General features: G+C 40.7%; 18 protein-coding genes. 16 read left to right on the plus strand and 2 right to left on the minus strand.

The window, feature by feature from the left end; translation table 11 throughout:
* Positions 1–3: 3 nt before the first annotated feature.
* Together ACQKKO_RS11565 and ACQKKO_RS11570 are read left to right on the plus strand one after the other, a co-directional pair.
* Positions 4–975, plus strand: coding sequence for a GNAT family N-acetyltransferase (locus ACQKKO_RS11565; RefSeq protein ID WP_498647281.1), 972 nt, complete (start codon positions 4–6; stop codon positions 973–975).
* Between the two features lie 11 nt (positions 976–986).
* Positions 987–1,832 (plus strand): GNAT family N-acetyltransferase, encoded by an 846-nt coding sequence (locus tag ACQKKO_RS11570; protein WP_498647283.1) that lies wholly within the window; start codon positions 987–989, stop codon positions 1,830–1,832.
* Between the two features lie 32 nt (positions 1,833–1,864).
* On the opposite strand, the gene ACQKKO_RS11575 is transcribed toward ACQKKO_RS11570, so the two are convergent.
* Positions 1,865–4,078: an MMPL family transporter gene (locus ACQKKO_RS11575; protein WP_498647285.1), complete on the minus strand. Its 2,214-nt coding sequence runs from the start codon at positions 4,076–4,078 to the stop codon at positions 1,865–1,867.
* Positions 4,079–4,285: 207 nt separating this feature from the next.
* Here ACQKKO_RS11575 and ACQKKO_RS11580 point away from each other — a divergent pair, with 207 nt between their 5' ends.
* From ACQKKO_RS11580 to ACQKKO_RS11600, 5 genes are all read left to right on the plus strand, one after another.
* On the plus strand, positions 4,286–4,477 hold the full coding sequence (locus ACQKKO_RS11580; RefSeq protein ID WP_498647287.1) for a hypothetical protein: 192 nt from the start codon (positions 4,286–4,288) through the stop codon (positions 4,475–4,477).
* Positions 4,478–4,616: 139 nt separating this feature from the next.
* Positions 4,617–5,738 (plus strand): NADH:flavin oxidoreductase, encoded by a 1,122-nt coding sequence (locus tag ACQKKO_RS11585; protein WP_498647289.1) that lies wholly within the window; start codon positions 4,617–4,619, stop codon positions 5,736–5,738.
* Positions 5,739–5,956: 218 nt separating this feature from the next.
* Entirely contained in the window at positions 5,957–6,793 is an 837-nt protein-coding gene (gene licT / locus ACQKKO_RS11590) for a BglG family transcription antiterminator LicT (protein ID WP_498647291.1), read from the plus strand.
* 162 nt (positions 6,794–6,955) lie between these two features.
* A complete protein-coding gene (locus tag ACQKKO_RS11595; protein ID WP_498647293.1) occupies positions 6,956–8,824 on the plus strand; it encodes a beta-glucoside-specific PTS transporter subunit IIABC in 1,869 nt (622 codons plus the stop codon).
* Between the two features lie 22 nt (positions 8,825–8,846).
* On the plus strand, positions 8,847–10,298 hold the full coding sequence (locus ACQKKO_RS11600) for a glycoside hydrolase family 1 protein (RefSeq protein ID WP_498647295.1): 1,452 nt from the start codon (positions 8,847–8,849) through the stop codon (positions 10,296–10,298).
* A gap of 56 nt (positions 10,299–10,354) precedes the next feature.
* Here the strand turns inward: ACQKKO_RS11600 and ACQKKO_RS11605 are convergent, their stop codons facing one another.
* The gene (locus ACQKKO_RS11605; protein WP_498647430.1) at positions 10,355–11,026 is read right to left on the minus strand and encodes an NAD(P)H-dependent oxidoreductase; all 672 of its coding nucleotides are present in this window, start codon (positions 11,024–11,026) and stop codon (positions 10,355–10,357) included.
* 151 nt (positions 11,027–11,177) lie between these two features.
* Here ACQKKO_RS11605 and ACQKKO_RS11610 point away from each other — a divergent pair, with 151 nt between their 5' ends.
* The 9 genes from ACQKKO_RS11610 (at position 11,178) to ACQKKO_RS11650 (ending at position 20,453) form a co-directional block, all read left to right on the plus strand.
* Positions 11,178–11,360, plus strand: a complete 183-nt coding sequence (locus ACQKKO_RS11610) for a hypothetical protein (RefSeq protein ID WP_498647297.1) — start codon at positions 11,178–11,180, stop codon at positions 11,358–11,360.
* Complete coding sequence (locus ACQKKO_RS11615) at positions 11,357–12,040, plus strand: Type 1 glutamine amidotransferase-like domain-containing protein (RefSeq protein WP_498647298.1); 684 nt, start codon at positions 11,357–11,359, stop codon at positions 12,038–12,040. Before ACQKKO_RS11610 ends, ACQKKO_RS11615 begins: the two co-directional genes overlap by 4 nt.
* Before the next feature lie 54 nt (positions 12,041–12,094).
* Entirely contained in the window at positions 12,095–12,853 is a 759-nt protein-coding gene (locus ACQKKO_RS11620) for an SDR family NAD(P)-dependent oxidoreductase (RefSeq protein WP_498647300.1), read from the plus strand.
* 153 nt (positions 12,854–13,006) lie between these two features.
* Positions 13,007–14,890, plus strand: a complete 1,884-nt coding sequence (locus tag ACQKKO_RS11625) for a serine hydrolase domain-containing protein (protein WP_498647302.1) — start codon at positions 13,007–13,009, stop codon at positions 14,888–14,890.
* Positions 14,891–14,913: 23 nt separating this feature from the next.
* Positions 14,914–15,615 carry a class I SAM-dependent methyltransferase gene (locus ACQKKO_RS11630; RefSeq protein WP_498647304.1) on the plus strand — a complete coding sequence of 234 codons (702 nt, stop codon included), beginning with the start codon at positions 14,914–14,916 and terminating at the stop codon, positions 15,613–15,615.
* Positions 15,616–15,639: 24 nt separating this feature from the next.
* Positions 15,640–16,143, plus strand: coding sequence for a GNAT family N-acetyltransferase (locus ACQKKO_RS11635; protein ID WP_498647306.1), 504 nt, complete (start codon positions 15,640–15,642; stop codon positions 16,141–16,143).
* Positions 16,144–16,261: 118 nt separating this feature from the next.
* Positions 16,262–16,660: an HXXEE domain-containing protein gene (locus ACQKKO_RS11640; protein ID WP_498647308.1), complete on the plus strand. Its 399-nt coding sequence runs from the start codon at positions 16,262–16,264 to the stop codon at positions 16,658–16,660.
* A gap of 22 nt (positions 16,661–16,682) precedes the next feature.
* A complete protein-coding gene (locus ACQKKO_RS11645) occupies positions 16,683–16,859 on the plus strand; it encodes a hypothetical protein (protein ID WP_498647310.1) in 177 nt (58 codons plus the stop codon).
* A gap of 117 nt (positions 16,860–16,976) precedes the next feature.
* Positions 16,977–20,453 carry a hypothetical protein gene (locus ACQKKO_RS11650; RefSeq protein WP_498647312.1) on the plus strand — a complete coding sequence of 1,159 codons (3,477 nt, stop codon included), beginning with the start codon at positions 16,977–16,979 and terminating at the stop codon, positions 20,451–20,453.
* Positions 20,454–20,474: the final 21 nt, after the last annotated feature.

Here is a 20,474-nt window from a genome sequence, read left to right on the forward strand (position 1 = left end):
CATATGAAGCTAACAGATGACGAAGCAAAATCATTCGGTATGGAGACCAACCATGAGAGGATGACGAATGGCGAGCATCGATTTAGACTGAGCCATGTGGATGGAAGTTCTTATTGTCGGACAGAAGCAACTGAAGCGGGGTGGCAAAACAGTCATTACCATAAAGGAATTACGGAATGGTACGTAGTGCAACGTGGCTGGATTGCTTATGCAGAACGATCTTCTACAAATAGTTTTCATCTGACTATATTAGAAGAAGGTGACGGGATTACTGTCCAATCAATGATTTCTCATAACATTTTTATGTCAGATAACAGTGTCATCCATACTATTAAAGCGACAAAGGCAAAACTTGAAAATGATTGGTTTGCTTCTCCAGAGCTCGATACGTATACGTCTCAGTTTACGAGCAACGAATTATATAAACAAAGAATGATGAAAAATCTTCAGTCTCCGCGTCTTCTATTACGCGAATTTTCATACTCTGATTGGAAGTCCATTCATGACTATGCGAAACGTCCAGAAGCGAGCAGGTATCAAGTGTGGGAACCTCAAAGCGAGACCGACTCACAACTTTTTTTAGTTGAACGAGTGAACACATCCCTACAGGAGCCAAGATCTCAGTTTGCCTTTGCTATCATTAATAGGAAAACCTCTACACTGATTGGCTCAGTTGAACTAACTATAAGAGACGCCAACCATCATTCAGCGGAGCTATCATACATCATTCATCCAGACTATTGGGGTAGAGGATATGCAACGGAAGCAGCAAGTTTGATGCTGACCTTTGGGTTCTCTCAACTGAATCTCCACCGAATCTATGCAAAATGTGACCCTCGGAACAAAGGATCAGAGCGAGTGATGCAGAAAATGGGGATGGTGTGGGAAGGAAGATTACGAGAAGACCTACTCATAGCAGAGGGCTGGAGAGATTCGCTTCTTTACAGTATACTCGCGCGCGATTACAACTCATAAGGAGGCACTACATGTATACGATTCGCCCACTCCATTCATCGGAACACGACTTTTTAAAAGAAATGCTTTATGAATCAATCTTTATTGAGGAATCAAGGAAGCCACCACTCGATGACCTACTTCATTCTCAACATCTGCTTAAGTACCATGCAAACTGGGGAAAACCAGGTGACCGTGCTTTAGTCGCTGTAAGTGGGTATGGGGAAAGGCTAGGAGCGGCTTGGTATCGTTTACTACAAGGGGAAGACGCCGGCTATGGCTTTGTAGATGAGCAGACTCCGGAGCTTGGCATTTCTTTAACGAAAGAAGCGCGTGGAAAAGGCGTTGGGAGAGCGCTAATGGTCCAGGTCATGAAGCAGGCTAGAGACGATCAGTTCGAGGCGCTCTCGTTAAGTGTGGATCCCGAAAACCAGGCTGCCGTGGAACTTTATAAAAGTTTAGGGTTTGCCCAAGTTGGGATGGAAGGAACGTCTTTGACGATGGTTGTTCAGCTTGAAGAAGGAGAAAGGATTCAGCAATTTCGCGAACTAGAAGAAAGCCATTTACAACCGGACGTCCGCAAATCCCCGGACAAACTCAGTGTGATTTTAGCTGATGCCTTTGTTGAATTTGGAAGTTCGGGAAGATCCTTTGGAAAGAAAAAGTGTCTTGAAGAGGGTGTAAGTCAAGATCGGATGGTCATGCATCATTTCAATTGTAACCTCTTAACTGATGAAGTAGTGTTAACGACTTATCATATTCATAATCGTACAAAAGACCAGTGGACGTTACGTAGCTCGGTTTGGAAGCAAATCGACGGAAGGTGGCAGTTGTATTTTCACCAAGGCACCTATCGAGATGAAACAAAAAACAAGTGAGACGGATAGTTCGCCTCACTTGTTCGTACGTTTTATTTCTCTGTTTCTACTGACTCTGACTTTTCTTCCATCTGCTTAGATGGCCAGAATGCCCATTTTCCAAGCAGGCTTGTGATTGCTGGTACAAGTAATGGTCTTACAATAAAGGTATCAAGTAAGACACCAATGGCTGTAATTAAACCAAACTGTACGAGTACTTGTATAGGAAGGGTGACAAGTACAGCAAAGGTTCCTGCGAGTATTATTCCTGCTGAGGTAATCACTCCACCACTTTGACCAACACCTTCTGTGATGGCTGTTTTAAGTGGGCGACCACGTTTCTTCTCCCAAATATTTGAGATCATTAAGATGTTATAGTCTTCACCTAGTGCTGCGATGAACACAAAAGCGTAGATTGGAATTAAGGCTGAGATCGCTGGGACATCAAAGCCATAGTGAAGAATCGCCCAACCAAGCCCTAGTGCACTTGTGAAAGAGATTAACACGGTTCCAACTAGGTAAATCATTGCTGTAATGGAACGCAGGTAGATGAGAAGTAAGATAGACACAACAACAACAACTAGAATGATGATATTTGTTTGGTCTTTTTCAATGACTGTACGCTGATCAATTTGCTCAGCGGTTTGACCTGCAACCCAGACATCATTTAGTTCATACTCATCTTTTATATTTGCAACATCTGCTTGAATCGATTCAAGATCATCCATTGCCTCATTGCTGTATGGATTTTGATCTAATTCCAACTGGTACATCACAATATTTTCATTGACTTCACTTACTTCAGGCTCTTCAACTTTTGCTACACCGTTTAAGTTTGTCAGATCTTCAGTTAAATCAACGTCTTCTCCTGCTGTATCAAAAACAACCTGAACAGGTGCCAAGTCTCCTGACCCAAAGCCTTCACTGATGATGGAGAACCCTTCTCGAGATGGTGTATCTTCTGGGAAGGAAGATAAGGTGTCATAAGAAAAATTAATTTGAATGATGAACAAGGAGCTTCCGATTAGAAGAACCATCGTGATAATAATGGTTCGAATCGGTTTGAATGCTGCAAACTCACCGATGCGATGCCAAAATGTTGATTGCTTGTGTATTTTCACTTTTTTATTCTTCTGTTTTGCACGTTGTTCTTCCATCTCTTCTGTTCTTGGAACAAATGGGAAGAAGGCTGTACGGCCAATAACACTAAGTAGTGCCGGTACGAGTGTTAATGAAGAAATCATCATGATAAAGATTGATACACCAAATGGTACAGCAAAGTTTGTTATGGTTGCGTATTGTGAAATTAACAGCGACATTAATGCAGCAACAACTGTTAATCCACTAATACCAATTACACCAGCCATATCAGATAATGCTAAGCGAATGGCTTTCATTCGACTTTTCTCTTCATATAAGAATAAACGGAACCGAGCAATTAAGAATAAGCAATAATCCGTTCCTGCTCCAAATAGTAGCACGGTCATAATAGCGATACCCTGTGAATCATATGATATGATTCCTTCCTTAGCTAACCATCCGAGGATCGGCGTAGCAACTGCATAAGCCGCACCTACAGCAAGCAGCGGGATAAATGGAAGAATAGGCGAACGATAGATAAGTAAAAGAATCACAAGCACGAGTAAAACCGTTCCGATTAATAAAGTTACATCGGCATCCGCAAATAACTCTGTTGCATCCACACTAATCCCAGCCGGACCAGTGGCACGCGTAACTAATTCGTCTGAATCGAGTGCGGCACTAAACGGGTTATCTGAGAGAATGTCTGTTGCTCTTTCTTCAATGTCAGTTAGTCCTGCCTTTGTTTCTTCTGCAGAAGCATTATTTTTAAAGAGAATGGTTTGAATAAATGTCGTTCCATCCTCTGAAATCATCTCCTGCAATGCAGGAAGAGGGATATCCTGGTAAGGAATAGCCATTTCCTGAGCTTCAACTTCATTGTTTGTCATACTTTGTGAGAGCTCTTGAATGGCAGCTAAATCATCTTCTTCTAAGCCTGATTCCCGGTACCACGTAATTAATCCCGGTAATCCGTCGTTATTTGGATAATATTCTTCCATGATGCTTGCCGCTTGCATGGAAGGCTGATCTTCAGATAACGGTTCAATCGTGTCATCTGTGTAGTCCCCTGATGGAGGAAGTAAAAGCTGAAATGCAATAATAGCTAAAATCCAAACCCCGATTGTAATCCATCGGCCTTTCTTACTAACAATGGCATGTACGATATTTGTCAGTGCACTTCTCATGATTTGCTCCTTTTAATTTATAATCCTTATCAGTTGATAAGTCGAAGTTCTATTAGGGTTATATCACGATCAAAAAAACTTATCAATTGATAAGGTGCGCGATCTGAAGATATTTATTTTTTGCTAACATTCCCTCCACATTATTGCAATAATTATGGGTGTTATGTACACTTAAGGTACAATTATCCACAAAGAGGAGTGTGTGTTATGGTTCAACTGATTCTTGCAGGGTTACTCGTTGCGATCTTTATTTTTGCAGATGTGTTGGATTTCAAACAAGATCAAAAAAGATGGGGGTGGTTAAAGTCCTGGTCAAAACCAGCTAAGCTTACTTTATTCGTTGGAATCACCCTGGTATTCACCGTCTTTTGGACAGTAGTTAGTTTAAAGTATGTCTAAATAGAAGATTTTACAATCAAACCGTGTCCATTAAGGGTACGGTTTTTCATATGGGGTATAGAGCTATGAGCAACCTGTTAGACAATATTCATGTTCACCATTATAGTAGGACAACCAATTACTTTTGGAGGTATAAATGATGAGTCATATTAAAGGAAAAGACACACTGTTCCATCCTGTTTCATTAAAAAATGTTATAATCCCCAATCGTATTGCGATGGCGCCGATGACAAGAGCTTTTTCACCAAATGGAGTACCAGATGAAAAGGTTGCTGCGTATTATCGAAGACGTGCAGAAAATGGAGTGGGCTTGCTCATTACAGAGGGCACAGCCATTCCTCATCCATCAGCTGTTAGTCATCAGGATATCCCACGCTTCTACGGGGAGGATGCTCTTGCAGGCTGGAAAAAGGTCGTTGATGAGGTGCATGAAGCTGGCGGTATGATTATTCCTCAAATCTGGCATGTTGGCGGTGCGCGTAAAAAAGGAGAGCTTCCAAATGAAGAGGCGTTACCAGTGAGTCCATCAGGGTTAGATTTAGAGGGAAATGCAGTCACTGATCCGTTAACGGAAGATGAGATTCAAGAACTTGTTGGGCCCTATGCACAAGCAGCTGCAAATGCGAAGGCTGTTGGATTTGATGGGATTGAAATTCATGGAGCTCATGGATATTTAATCGATCAATTCTTATGGGAGAAAACGAATAAAAGAACCGATCGGTATGGTGGAGATTTAAAAGGTCGCACCACATTTGCCAGAGAAGTGGTGGAGGCGTGCCGTGAAGCCGTTGGTCCAGAGTTCCTTATTGTATTCCGCTTTTCCCAATGGAAGCTAGGTGATTATGACGCGAAGCTAGCTCATTCCTCCGAAGAGCTTCAACACATTCTTGAGCCTTTATCAGAAGCAGGCGTGGATGTATTCCATGCATCGACAAGACGTTTCTGGGAACCCGAGTTCAAAGACGAATCAGACTCGTTAAATTTGGCTGCGTGGACGAAAAAGCTAACTGGTAAACCAACCATCACTGTTGGATCATTAGGACTGGATTATGCTTTTAGAGATGAAGAAGGTACTTCACATGAAACAAGCGTGACAGAGAACCTAGAGAAGCTAGCGAAGAAACTTTCCGATGACGAATTTGATCTAGTAGCCGTTGGGCGAGCGCTTTTAGCTGACCCTGAGTGGGCGAGAAAGCTTAAGGATGATGAGTTAGAACAAGCGGTTCCATATACACAAGAATCCGTTCGAACATTGCACTAACATGATAGGTGGTCATATTATCCAAATGAAACCACTTGCATTAGATAAGCAATGTGATATAATTTGAGTACAAAATCATAATTAGTAGGAATTGTGACTGGTGAAGCAGGCAATACCCTAGAAAAATTGGACGAGTGATTTGTCTAATTCTTTAGGGTAGTGTCTGCTTTTTTGTTTATACTAACAAAATCATTTATCTCGGTTGAGGTGGAGCAATGATGAGAATCCATAAGATTCTTAATAATAATGCTGTTACCATCCTGGATGCTTCTGGAGAAGAAGTGATTATCATGGGTCCAGGTGTGGGATTTCAAAAGAAGAAAAAAGACGAAATAGACGAATCAAAAATTGAAAAACGATTCCGAATGGAAGATAAACATACTTTCGCTAAACTAGAAGAGCTGCTTGAAAAAATTCCTTCTGTCTATATGGAATTGTCTGAAGAGATTATCAAAGAGGCTCGTATGAAATTCGCAAAGCATCTACAGGAAAGTATTTATATCTCTTTGACGGATCATATTCATTTTGCTGTTGAAAGGCACAACAAAGGACTACCAATTAAAAACGGTTTGATCTGGGAAGTGAAGCGCTTTTACCCTGACGAATTTGCCATTGGGATGAATGCGCTATCAGCAATCAATGAACGATTAAGTGTAGAACTTCCTGAAGATGAGGCTGCTTCAATCGCCTTGCATTTTGTAAATGCGCAAATCGGAGAAGAAATACCAACCATCGTCTCGATAACAAAAATCATTCAAGAAGTACTTAAAGTGGTTTCTTATCACTATCAAATCGAATTTGACGAACAATCATTAAGTTATTATCGGTTTGTCACACATCTTAAGTTCTTTGCACAGCGCTTGATGAATGGTGATCATATGGAAAGCCATGAGGATAGCTTATATCCGATCGTTCAAGAGAAATTCCCTAAAGCAGCCTCATGTGCTGATAAGATTAAAACGTTTTTGTTAAAACATCATTCGTATTCATTAACAGAGGATGAAACCTTGTATTTAACCTTGCATATTCAACGAATTGTTAGAGAACACAAATAATGTAGGATTGTGACTGGTAAAGCAGGCAAGACCTAAGTATCTATTTGAGAACACGTATGTTTGTTGTGTTTTGAAATAGGTACTTAGGTCTTTTTTATAAGAAGTACTGATGCCATGCGAGTGCACGCGTATGGTGAAGCTAAATTAAAGGAGAAACGAACTATGAACCATCATGAATTAGCAAAAGATATTGTTAAGCATATCGGTGGAAAGTCAAATATTGATCATATGACTCATTGTATGACCAGACTACGATTTAATTTGAATGACAATGATCAGACAGACCGAAAAGCCTTAGAGGATTTAGACGGGGTTGTTGGGACAAACCTTAGTGGTTCTCAGTTTCAAGTCATTATTGGCAATGACGTACCAGCGGTTTATAAAGCGATTGTTGCAGAAACGGGTGGAGTAGAAGGAAATGAAAAAAAACCTTCTGAAAAGAAAAAGGAAGGGAATCCTCTTAACCGACTGTTTGATTTTATCTCTGGAGTATTCGCCCCTATATTAATTGCTGTTGCAGGTAGTGGAATGATCAAAGGGCTTCTCGCATTAATTGTAGCCTTTGATCTAATGAATACAGAAGGAAGCACTTATATTATTCTAAATGCCATTGGGGATGGAGTCTTCTACTTTCTGCCTTTAATCCTAGCGGTTAGTGCGGCTCATAAGCTCGGAAGTAACCCTTACATTGCAGCAGGGATTGCTGCTGCGATTTTACATCCTTCCATTGGAGCTCTCCTCTCAACGGGTGAAGCTGTTACATTCTTTGGAATCCCAGTTATTCCAGCAACCTATGCGTCATCGGTCATTCCAATTCTTGTGATCATCTGGATTGCATCTCACTTTGAACGAGTGGTTGACCGTTTCATTCATAAATCCTTAAAGTTACTCCTTGTACCAATGATCGTGCTGCTTGTTATGGTTCCTATTCTTCTTCTTGCTATTGGACCATTGGGTACACTACTTGGTGATGGACTCTCTGTTGTTGTTGATGGATTAATGACCAAAACCGGTATATTCGGAGGTATTTTCCTTGGTGCACTTATGCCGATTATTACAATCACAGGTATGCATTATGGTTTAGTTCCTGTCATCATCAACTCGTTGGCACAAAAAGGATATGACTATATTATTCCTGTAACCTTCGTTTCGAACATGGGGCAAGCAGGTTCTGCATTTGGTGTATTCTTAAAATCGAAAAATAAAAAACTAAAAACGTTAGCATTATCAACATCCATTACAGCATTAATGGGTGTAACGGAACCAGCTATGTACGGAGTCAACATGCGCCTAAAGCGTCCGTTCTATGCAGCTATGATTGGTGGAGCAGCAGGTGGAGCGGTACTTGGATTGTTTAGTGTTAAAGCGTATGTACTTAGTGGTATTGGTGGCTTACCAGGAATTCCTGCCTTAATTGGACCGACTTTCTTATACGGATTGCTTGGTATGGTTATTGCATTTGTTGTCGCTACGATTGTCACGTATCTTCTTGGATTTGAAGACGAGAAAGGCAAGGATTTAGCTGAAACAGTATCAGATAAATCGGTATCAGAAAAAGCACCAACACCTCCAAGCGATCAACCAGAGGTAATTGCTAGTCCATTAAAAGGATTTGTTGAACCATTATCCGCTGTTCCTGATCCAACTTTTGCTGATGAACTTATGGGAAAAGGTGTGGCCATTCGCCCGACAGATGGCGTGGTGGTATCACCGGTTAAAGGAACAGTCTCAGCATTGTTTAAAACGAATCACGCAATTGGCCTAAGAAGTGAAACGGGTGCGGAGATTTTAATTCATGTTGGAATTGATACAGTGAAATTAAATGGTGAACACTTCACATCTTATATCAAAGTAGATGATCAAGTTGAAGTAGGTCAAAAACTTGTCTCGTTTGATCAATCAGCCATTGAACGAGCAGGGTACAACACGATTACGCCAATTATAGTGACGAATACACCAGAGTATTTAACCATTGAAGGTGAAGTATCAAAAGAGATTAAACAGGGAGACACCCTGTTAAAAGTAAATTAACAAAAAGAAAGAAGGGTATTGGATGTCACAAAAAACGTTTCCTAAAGGGTTTCTTTGGGGAGGAGCAACTGCAGCTAACCAAATTGAAGGTGGATTTGACTTGGGAGGTAAAGGTCTTTCGAGTGCAGACATGATTCCTTATATTCCTAGGGAAGAACGGACAGGAGATCATACGTCAGATCTCACTAGTCAACAAATTGAAGAAGCATTAAATGGAACAAGCACAAGGCATTTTCCAAAAAGAGGCGGAATTGACTTTTACCATCATTATAAAGAAGATATAGCCTTGCTTGCTGAGATGGGATTCAAAGCATTTCGTATGTCCATCTCATGGCCGCGTATCTTCCCAAAAGGAGACGAGCAGGAGCCGAATGAAGAAGGGCTTGCATTTTACGATAACGTATTTGATGAACTGAGAAAATACGGAATCGAACCAGTTGTGTCCCTTTCCCACTATGAAATGCCGATTCACCTTATTGAAGAGTACGGTGGATGGACAAACAGAAAACTGGTCGGATTCTTTGAGCATTATGCAAAAACAGTGTTCACACGTTACAAGGACAAAGTCACGTACTGGATGACATTTAATGAGATTAACTGCATTACACTAAGCCCATACAATGGTGGAGGAATCGTATCAGATCGTTATGATCATGTAGAACAGGCTTCATACCAGGGCTTACACCACCAATTTGTCGCAAGTGCATTGGCTGTAAAAGCAGGACACGAGATTAATCCAAATTTAAAAATTGGCTGCATGCTTGCTTTGATGGAAAGCTATGCTGAAACTTGTAACCCTGATGATGTACTAAAGACTTTAAAAGAAGAACAGTTAAATATGTTTTTCACTGATGTGCAGGTAAGAGGATATTATCCAAGCTACATCAATCGATTCTTTGAAGAGCAAAACATCAAGATTGACATGGAGCCAGGAGACACGGACATCCTCAAAAATCATACGGTTGATTACTTGTCGTTTAGTTACTATATGACATTTGTGACAAGCGCCTCTCCTCATGGCGAGAAAGCTCCTGGTAACTTATTTGCGGGAATTAAGAACCCTTATCTTGAGTCTTCGGAGTGGGGATGGCAGATTGATCCAGTTGGTCTTCGAATTGCTTTAAACAAACTATACGATCGTTACCAAGTGCCATTATTTATTGTGGAAAATGGACTTGGAGCGATTGATAAAGTACCAGAAGATGGACTGATTGAAGATGATTATCGCATTGATTACCTACGTAAGCATATTGAGCAAATGAAAGAAGCCATTAAAGACGGTGTGGATTTAATAGGGTATACAGCTTGGGGACCGATTGATTTAATTAGTGTTTCCACATCTGAAATGCAAAAACGTTATGGTTTTATTTACGTAGATCAAGATAATGAAGGAAATGGAACGCTCGCACGTTCAAAGAAGAAGAGTTTCCACTGGTATCAGAAGGTTATTGAAACAAATGGTGAGGTTTTATAAATCGTCATAAAGAAGAACAAATGGCGGATTGATTCACGATCCGCCATTTGTACGTATTAAACCCACTTCACTATGTCATTAAGTGGTTGTCTTGTTTTCTCTCTAGCTGGTTCCGTTTCTCTATATCCGAAGGCTGCCATAACAGAAACGTTCCATGTGTCCGTATCAACAATGCCTTCGTCTGCTAGAATCTTGTTAACGGCATCTGGAAGATATCCTTCGATTGGACATGAATCAATCCCAATCTGTGCAGCGGAAGTCATCATGTTAGCAAGAGCGATATACGTTTGTTTGCTGGCCCAATCAAAAAGAGAGCGTTCAGATTCAAACAAATTCTGTGCATCGTCTTGAAAAGCTTTATAACGTGGAAGTATGTCTTGAATCATCTCTTCAGGAACTTGCTTCACATGTTTATGAATGTTATAGACATATTCAGAATCATATCGTGCATTCTTATGAGCAAGGATAACAACAAAATGGCTGGCGGTATCTAACTGACCACGTGCACCAGAGGAGACTTCTTTCAGTCTTGCTCGAAGCTCCGGATTTTGAACAACTAAGAATGTCCAAGGCTCATATCCAACAGAACTCGGTGAAAGTCTTCCCGTCTCCAAAATAAATTCAAAGTCTGAATCAGGTATTTTTTTGCTTGAATCAAATGATTTCGTCGCATGTCTGAAGTGAAAGGCATCTATAATTTCTTGTTTTTTCTCAGATGATGTTGTCATGTTCATTCATTCCTCTCGTAATAGGTTTCATAGCCCAAGCGTAGCGAAGTTTTCCATATGAGACAAGGAATTTGCTTTATATTTTTTGGGAGGTATTTTCCAAGTGGTATAGAAGTGAGTGAGGCAGACTTTGTATGTGGGAGGAATGTAAGTGAAGAATTGGTCGTTTATTGTGCAGGGAATAGCGTCTATTTTGTTTGTCATTCTTGTGTTTATGTATTTCATCGGCTCATGGCGAGCGGATCCTACAATTGAAATTCTATTCTTTTTTATCATGGTCACATCTGTTTTTGGATTTGGTATAGAAACAAGCAAAAGAGTATCTAAATCATGAGGCAGGTCATTGCGCTTGGAGGAGGCGGGTTCTCAATGGAACCCGATAATCCTATACTCGATGACTACATCTTGGCACAAGCAAACAAGCCCACGCCTAAAATCTGCTTTATTCCTACAGCCGGTGGAGATCAGGAAGGGTACATCACACGCTTTTATCGTGCTTTTAAAGAGAAGCCATGTATACCGACTCACTTATCTTTATTTGATGCAAATTTCACAAATCTTGAAGCCTTTGTACTCGATCAGGATATTGTCTATGTAGGTGGTGGAAGTACTCGGAATATGATGGTGCTCTGGAGGGACTGGGGTTTAGATACGATCATTGTACAAGCCTATGAAAAGGGCTTAATCTGCGCCGGCTTAAGTGCCGGCGCCATTTGTTGGTTTGAACAAGGCTTAACCGATCCATTAAACGGTCCACTTTACCCTATCAATGGATTAGGCTTGTTAAAAGGAAGTGTTTGTCCGCATTATGATGGGGAGGAAAAAAGACGTCCTGCATATGAACGGTTTGTTAAGGATGGCAAAATGCTTGAAGGCTATGGAATAAACGACGGAACAGCACTACATTTCATTAACGAGGAACTATACCATTCCATTCAATCAACAAACAAAAGTGGAACAGGATATGAAACGGCAGGGAGAAAAACAGGTAGCACCGAAGCATTAAAAGAGTAATCTAAAAGTAATGAGAGTATAATAAATGGTGATCTGAATATCGAATTATATGAGGTGAAAGCAGTGAGTAAAAAGGTTGCAATCGTTACAGGTGGAGGCAATGGACTTGGACGTGCAGTGGCTGTGAAGCTTGCAAGTCAGGGAGTAAATGTTGCTGTAGTGGATCTTGCTGAAGGGCCAGGACACGAAACCGTTGATCTAGTAAAAGAACAAGGCGCAGAGGCGATTTTTGTGCAAGCGGACGTAAGAAAAGCGGAAGACGTTAAACGTTATGTTGACGAAACCGTAAATGCCTTTGGAACGATTGATATGTTTTATAATAATGCGGGCATTTCAGGTCCCGGCAAACGATTCGTAGAGAATACAATCGAAGAAATTGACCTTGTACTTGGAATCAACCTACACGGTGCATTGTACGGGTTAAAATATGTGCTTGAAGTGATGCTTAAAAACGGTGGAGGCTCCATCGTTAACACCTCTTCGACAGCTGGACTTGTCGGACAGGAAACAGTGGGATCGTACTCAGCAACCAAACACGGAATTGTTGGGATTACAAAGACGATTGCTGTTGAGTATGCGAGAGAAGGAATTCAAGTGAATGCCATCTCACCAGGAACAACAGAAACACCAATGGTTGCTGAATACCGCAGAACCAATCCTGAACAAGTGGAAAGTGTCCTAGCATCTATTCCGCAAAGACGTCTCGGCAAACCTGAGGAAGTAGCAGAGCTTGTTTGTTTCTTACTTAATGGTGAGGCGAAATATATCAATGGTGCAGTGATTCCCATCGACGGTGGATTTACAGCACAATAAGAAGCAAGGCAAAAAAAGACAGAGCGATCTGTCTTTTTTTTGTTTGTCGAAAGCTCGGTAAAAAAGCAGGTATTAACTATTAATTAGTCAAATATATAGTTAGATAGGGGGAATGCGCATGAATGATGACATTATAGAAAGTGAGAGAGCTAAGTGACAGCAAACAAAAGAATGATCTTATTTATCATTTTGTGGTTATCCTTTTTCCTATATCCTTCACAGACCTATGCGTCTGGGCAAGAAACACCATCTGGCATTCCGATCTCGGACATTGAAACAACTATTGATGAGTATGTGGATGATTGGATAGGTAATACGACGGCTGGAGCCAGTGTTCAAATAATTAAGAATCATGAAGTGGTGTTTTCAAAAGGCTACGGATTCGCTGATATTAAAGAAAATGTTGCGATGGATCCAACTGAGACCATTATGGAATGGGGATCTGTTAGTAAGCTTCTCGTTTGGATTTCTTTAATGCAGCTTGCTGAGCAAGGAGAATTGGATTTAACAGATGATATCCAAGCCTATTTACCTGAGGGATTTCTTACAAAAGTGAGTAAAGAAGAACCAATCACATTATTAGACTTAATGCATCACACGACTGGATTTGAAGACAATGTGTTTGATTTAGGGTTTTCTACACCTGAGTATGTGACATCGCTTGAGGAAGGATTAAAGATTGCAGAGCCAAATCAAGTGTATTCGCCAGGAGAAGTAGTGGCATATTCAAATTTCTCCACAGCTCTAGCTGCATTTATTGTGGAGCAATTAACAGGGGAGCCTTTTTATGAGTATGTAGAGAACAAAATCTTTAAACCTCTGAATATGGAGCAAACAGTCATTCATCCAATGTTTCTTGGCAAGGAAGAGCTGAAGGATCAAAAAGCAAAGGGATACGTTTTAGCTGATTCTTCTACGTTTGTTGAGTCAGATTGGTTTTACATGTCGATGTATCCAAGTGGTGGAGTAAACGGGACGACAAGGGACTTATCTACTTTTATTCATGCCTTACTGCCACTCGAGGGAAAACCGTCTCCATTATTCCAAGAACAAAAAACGCTTGATACGTTTCTAACACAAAGCTATACAGCTGATGAAGCAATTAACGGAATCGCACATGGGATGTGGGAATATGCAGGGGGCGCGCGTGGTCTGTATCATGGAGGGAACACAAACTCCTTCTCCAGTCATGTTCATCTGGTACCAAGTGAAGAGTTTGCAGTAGTTGTGATGACAAACCAAGCAGGTGAGATGGAGATTAACTATGGGTTAACAGAGCTACTTGTTGGAACAGAAGGTGTGCAACAAGTAGTAGGAGCACAAGAGTTACCACCTACAATCGAAGGGTCGTTTGTAGCGACACGCAGACCTCAACACAGCTTTATTAGTCTATATTTTGATCTGATGCCCTTTACCATCAAGCCAAAAGAGGAAAATCAAGTTGAGGTGCATTATGCCGGTTTTACCGCAACCTATCTGCAAACAACCCCCTATACCTACAAGCTAGTCGAGGGGGATCTAGTCTTCCATTCGATGGGGCAGCTATTTGTACAGATGGAGGATGGCGTTGTTAATAAGGTCTCAACGTCAATATCAGATTACGAACCGTTTCCACCTGGTAAAGGTATGCCTTATCTATGGATATATGGAGTCCTTGCACTTACAATTACGCTCTATTTCCTATTTATTCCGATTATCTTATTTATAAAATTGATTAGAAGGAAATCGAATCGTACCAAGTCGAGAGTCTCATTGGCACATGGAGTTCTTGCCTTAAGTGGAACAGCGTTAATTATTAACCTTCTGATCCTAGTTATTCGTATGCTAATGAATGCTGGGCGGGCCTATTCAGAGGTCATGCCTCAACTCGTGATAAATGGTGTGTTTACAGGAATTGCAGGTATCGCCATGCTGTTTATGATAGTGAATTGGCGTAAAACAAGGTCTACCACTAAAGAAAAAATAATGTATATGTTATCAATGATCAGTATCGTGGTATTAATCATTCTTATGAGTATGTTTGAGTTTTATAGGTAACTAAATAGAAGAGGTGAGCGAGAATGAGCAGAGCAGAGACGAGTCATTATTTAGAGTTGGATCGAGTGATTTTCATTGGACGAACATTTCATGAATACATGAGCTTGTTTGATTTGCGCGAACAGGATTTACAAGGTCAGAACGTGCTTGATTGTCCTGCGGGGGCGTGCTCGTTTACAGCGCATGCTCATTCTCGAGGTATAGATGTAACGGCATGTGACATGGCTTATACCCATTCCATGCAGTCTCTGTATGAGAAAGGATTAGCAGATACTGAGTATGCAATGAAGGGATTACAAAGAGCGAAGGACAAGTATTTATGGGACTATTTTAAAGATGTAGAGGATGTGAGAAGCCATCGTCTTGCGGCACTTTCAGACTGTACAGATCATATAAGGGCATACCCTGAGCGATATGTGCCAGCCATGCTTCCGGTTCTGCCTTTTGCAGACCAACAATTTGATCTAACGCTCTCGGCCCATTTTTTATTTATGTATAGTGACCGACTGGATCAGGCATTTCACCTTAAGACGATCAAGGAATTACTCCGTGTCACCAAAAAAGAATTGAGGCTTTTTCCTTTAGTTGATCTTGAAGGCGCGAGATATGCTGCTTTAGATCAAGTAAAAGCAACGTTAACTGAAGAAGGATATTCAGTCTCGGAAGTTCGAACAACGTACGAGTTTCATAGAAATGCGCATACGATGTTAGTCATTAAGCGATAAATCGTAGAGAAAAGAGGATGCATCATGTCTATTCGAAAGGCCGTATTAAAAGATGCGCCTGCTATGGCAAAGGTCCATGTTGATAGCTGGCGTACTACATACAAAGGGTTACTACCCGATGAAATGTTGGAGAATCTTTCATATGATGATCGAACAAAGCTATGGGAGAACAACATTCAGAACGAACGAGGATTTATCTATGTAGCTGAGAACGAAGATGGTCAAATCGTTGGCATTGCCTCAGGAGAGAAGCGTGAAAAAAGCAAAGACGAGAATGTAGGGGACTTAACGACCGTTTACCTTTTTAAAGAAGAACAAGGAAAAGGAATTGGCGCTCGTCTAACCAATCAAATTTTAGAAGACCTCTATTCATTAGGCTGCACAACCGTCTATGTCGAGGTCTTAGCTCATAACCAATCAAGAGTCTTTTATGAAAAGATGGGAGCAACGCTTCATCAAGAAGAGCAGATTACACTTAGAGGCGAGAATGTTGATGTACTGATTTACGAATGGAAACAGGAAGATTAAACCAATGGATTCTGTATACGCTTGTGTACAGAATCCATTTTATTTCTTAACTTTTTCTAAAATCATCGTGACGAAAGATCATTTCTAATGAATGTCTGTATAAAATGGAGGTCAGTACGTGATTGAAACAACATTTCTATGGTTGTTTATTGTTGTCTTTATGCTTCATGATTTTGAGGAAATCATCACAGTCGAACATTGGGCAGAGAAACGAAAAAGTCTTCTCCAATCAAAGTGGACGAAACCGATTTGGTCTTTCTGGAACATTCGTTCTAATGAGTTTGCTAAAAGAGACGTTGTCATCTTTCTTTTTGTATCAATGGTTGTCTTCATGAGGGTAGAACTTTCGTCAGTGCCTGGTGTTGAAATGGGTTTTCACCTATTTCTATGGATTGTATTCGTACATAACCTTATCCATCTCATCCAAACATGTGTAGCCAAAACATATACGCCAGGCCTTTACACGGCAGTCTTTCTCGTCACACCCTATACATTGTTTCTCTTAATAAATTTATAGATTATATAAGGGAGAGAACTTCATGTTTTTTAAGCGGAAAAAGCTACAATGCTCTACTTGCAAAAAAGAATTTCAATCAGATGAAAAGCTGGCTCTATTTGTTCGTGCTAGTGAATTAAATGGAATGACAAATCTAAAGGCGTTTGCTAAATTGCAGCGATTGGAGTGTCTAGATTGTGTAGCAATAGCGAATAAGTAAACCCTGCTCAAAGCGCTCATACCAAAGAACTTTGTGTAAAATGGTAAGTAATCATAACTTGGTACTAACATTAGGTATAAACTGATCAGTAAGAATGAGGAATTAGGGGGTGTTCATTTGAAAGAAAAGAATCGGAAAGTATCTATCAGGATTGATCAGGCCATCGATGAGGTGCTCTTACTCGCGGAAGAGGATTATATTGATGTGTCTACGTATGAAGAGGTGAAAAAAGGATTTGATGCAAAGCTTCTGGCTCTAGAGGAGCAGGAAAGAGAAGAGCTTGCTAAACAAAAAGCAGCTGAGATTGCGGAGAAAGAGCTTCAGCTATCTCAAGCTGCCACGGTTCAAGCGCCTCCCGTGGTTGAGAAACCAGTTCAGTCGCAACTAGTTCGTCCAACGATTGTAAAAAAACAACGTACTCCCGAGGAGAGTCGTAAACGTCGATTAACGTATATTCTTACATCCGGGGTTGCGTTATTGCTGTTAGGTGGGGTGCTGCTTGCATTAACCAATTGGCTAGTACTTGCTCCCGTAACAAAGGTTTTCTTAATTAGTGGAATTGCAGTGTTGTTTGCAGGAATGAGTTATGTGGCTCATCGTCTTAAGATTAAACAAACGATGCTTGCTTTTCTGATGCTTTTTGCTTTTTTTGTACCGATCGTATTTTTCTCTATTAGTTACTACGGGATCTTTGGTGACTACTTATCTATGGGTGGAGAAGGCAGTTTGTTATTTGCGGCTCTTGCATCTCTTACATGTGCCGTACTTTACGCGTTTCTATATAGTATTGAAGCAAACCGTACATTCCAGATTGTTGCTCTAATTGCAACCGCTTCTAGTATGTTGTATACAGCCGGATTTGTTTCATCCACTGTTGAAACGTATGTCCTTCTACTCACGATCTTTATATTTGTTCAACTGTTCCTTTGGAATAAGGTAATGAATGTATCTGCCTTTCAATCGTATCGTGTATATCTGCCATGGTTTATACTCGCGCAGATCATTCTCGCGACATTTATTCAATTTATTTTATTTGACTGGAGTCGCGCTGGCTTTGGAAACTATGCACTACTCGGGATTCTTTATTATTGGTTTGCCTTAAAGCAACCCGTGTACAGGATCCTCTCTATCCCTGCCGTTTTAACCTTTAGTATTGGTGTAACAGGCTTTATTTTCTGGGATGCGAATGAATATGATTGGTACAATGCTTTACTTACGTTAGTGCTACCAACGATTTTATTGGCTGCTTATCAGATTGAGAAGAAGAAAACAGGCGATGCTTTATTGTTCATGCCGATCCAGATCGTCTTTTTTATTACTATCTTTTTCACACATGCCTTCAGTCAACTAATGATTCTTGCTGAGGACTCCACTCCAAACTTATACAGTGTCACAATGTGTGGGACAGTTGCTCTTCTGATTACAGCTGGGTGGTTAGCTAAACAACGAGTGACCTTGTTCTTTGGGTATTTGTTATCCAGTTATTCAATCTGGTATTTAATCAGTCATTATCTTGAATCCATTAGTATTAAAGCAATATCGTATGCTGCGCTCTTTGTGGTTCTATATGTAGCGACAATCTTCTTACGAAAGCTTGATACGAGGTTCATTCGCCATCCAATTAAATTGATCTCTGCTATGTCAATCGGAATGATTTCTTTAGAACTTGCTACCTATACAGAATGGTGGCTATTGACTGGGGTATTACTCGGTTTATCGATGTTGGCCTCTGTTTTGTTTAGGTATGAAGTAAAGGCGTATCAGCGTGTGATGAGTGTAAGTGGAGTGATTGTCTTATTCTTTGCGGTAATTACATCTTATTTTGCCAGAGCAAGTGAAAGCATCTATCTTGCTCCACTTGATACAACGGTCCACTTTATAGTAGGTGCAGGTTTACTTTCAGGCCTACACTTCGCCTACAAAAAATGGCAAGGTATGCAGACAGCCATTGTTTCATATGCTTCTGGTGGCTTGCTCTATCTTATCGTTCTGATGACGATCCTGTATCACTATCTCGCGTTCGCTAGTGAGTTCCCTGTTGTTCTAACTGGGTATCTGCTCGCTGGAGTTCTCTACTTCCTAGTGGCTGCTGTCGTAATATTTAAGGAATCGGGGTATTACGTAGGTGTTCTTGCTTTTGCATTACTTACGTATATGAGTTTACTAAACACAGTCCTTGCTGAAACAACATTAGGGTTCTGGACTGTTCTCCTGCTTTCTGGAGGAATCTTTACGTGGCTTGGAAAAGGGATTAAGGCAAGGACTTCACTTGGTGGAACCTTGTTCTATATAACAGGTCAAAGCCTACTTGTTAACATAGGCATTTTCTACACACTTTTCATCTATATTAGTGAATTAAGTGTTCATGGCTTACTTGTTCCATTTGTCTTTTTAATAGTAGAGGTGATTCGTTCAAAGGAACGTGCGTGGCGCCTCGCTCAAAGCTTAAGTGCAGGAGTTTTTCTCTTTATACACAATTTGATATGGTTTCGTGAGCTGCCAGTTGTTACAGGGTCAGAAAGTTTACTGTTAACAGGTGGAATAATCGTTCTATGTATGCTTTGGAAGCCATTATCATATCAAAGAAAAGGAATAGTGGTAGGTTTGGTCTTATTGAATCTCTATCCTATTTCGTTACTCCTTTGGGAAGCGACACTTTATGGAATCGTGAAAGTAGCTATAGTTTTTGCGGTAAGCATAGCGAGCATCTATTACCTTGAAGAAAAGCTTAAGCAAGGAAATTACACAGCAATCCCATATGCGTTCGCTTCACTTATCGTTCTCTTTGGAAATGAAAGTACGCTTCAAACAGTTATTTTACTCGTCGCCTTAGCGTTTGCAGGCAAGGCAACAGGTGTTTATTACGTTGGCTGGTCCTTCATATCAAGCAAACGAGTAAACAGTTATCAGATCATAAGTACGTTACTCATTCTATTTGCGAGTTTGCAGCTTCGTGGTGATCAAACGATTGGAACGGCTGTGGAGCTTACGCTCGCGACTATTCTGTTTGCTTATCTTGTTCTGCTCTTTATCAAAGAGCCAAACAAGGGAGTCCGCTTTGTGAAGGCGGCTACGCTGTTAATCGGTTTCTATTATCCGTACTCGCTGTTTCTTTCGCTCCTTCCAGTTGCGGATGAGTATATGGTCTTTATCTATACGGTTCCATGCATGCTTCTTGTGAGCATTCTCCTTCGGATTGTTGCCAAAGATTACTCATGGAGACCACCTGTAGAGATGGTCACTGTCATTCTAGGGTTTATTGTGATGAGCTTATCAACGCTTGCCAATCAAACATTGTATGGCAGCTTAACCTTAAGCATTCTGGCTGTCCTTGCCATACTCGCTGGCTTCTATCTGAAATACGCGGCCTATTTTATCACAGGTGTCGTAGCGTTACTCGTGAACACTCTTTATGCCACGAGAACATTTTGGTCAAGTGTCCCTTGGTGGGTGTATCTTATGGCGGGTGGAGCCATTCTAATTGGATTTGCTACGTATCAGGAGCTTAAGAAACGGGAAGAAGATACCTCAATAAAAGATCAGTGGAATCAGTTCATGAGTAAGCTGAAGAACTATTTTACTAACTGGAAATAAGAAGAGGCAGAGACAAAACTA

Source organism: Alkalihalobacillus sp. NPDC127517, assembly GCF_050276055.1.
GTDB lineage: Bacteria > Bacillota > Bacilli > Bacillales > Bacillaceae_D > Alkalicoccobacillus.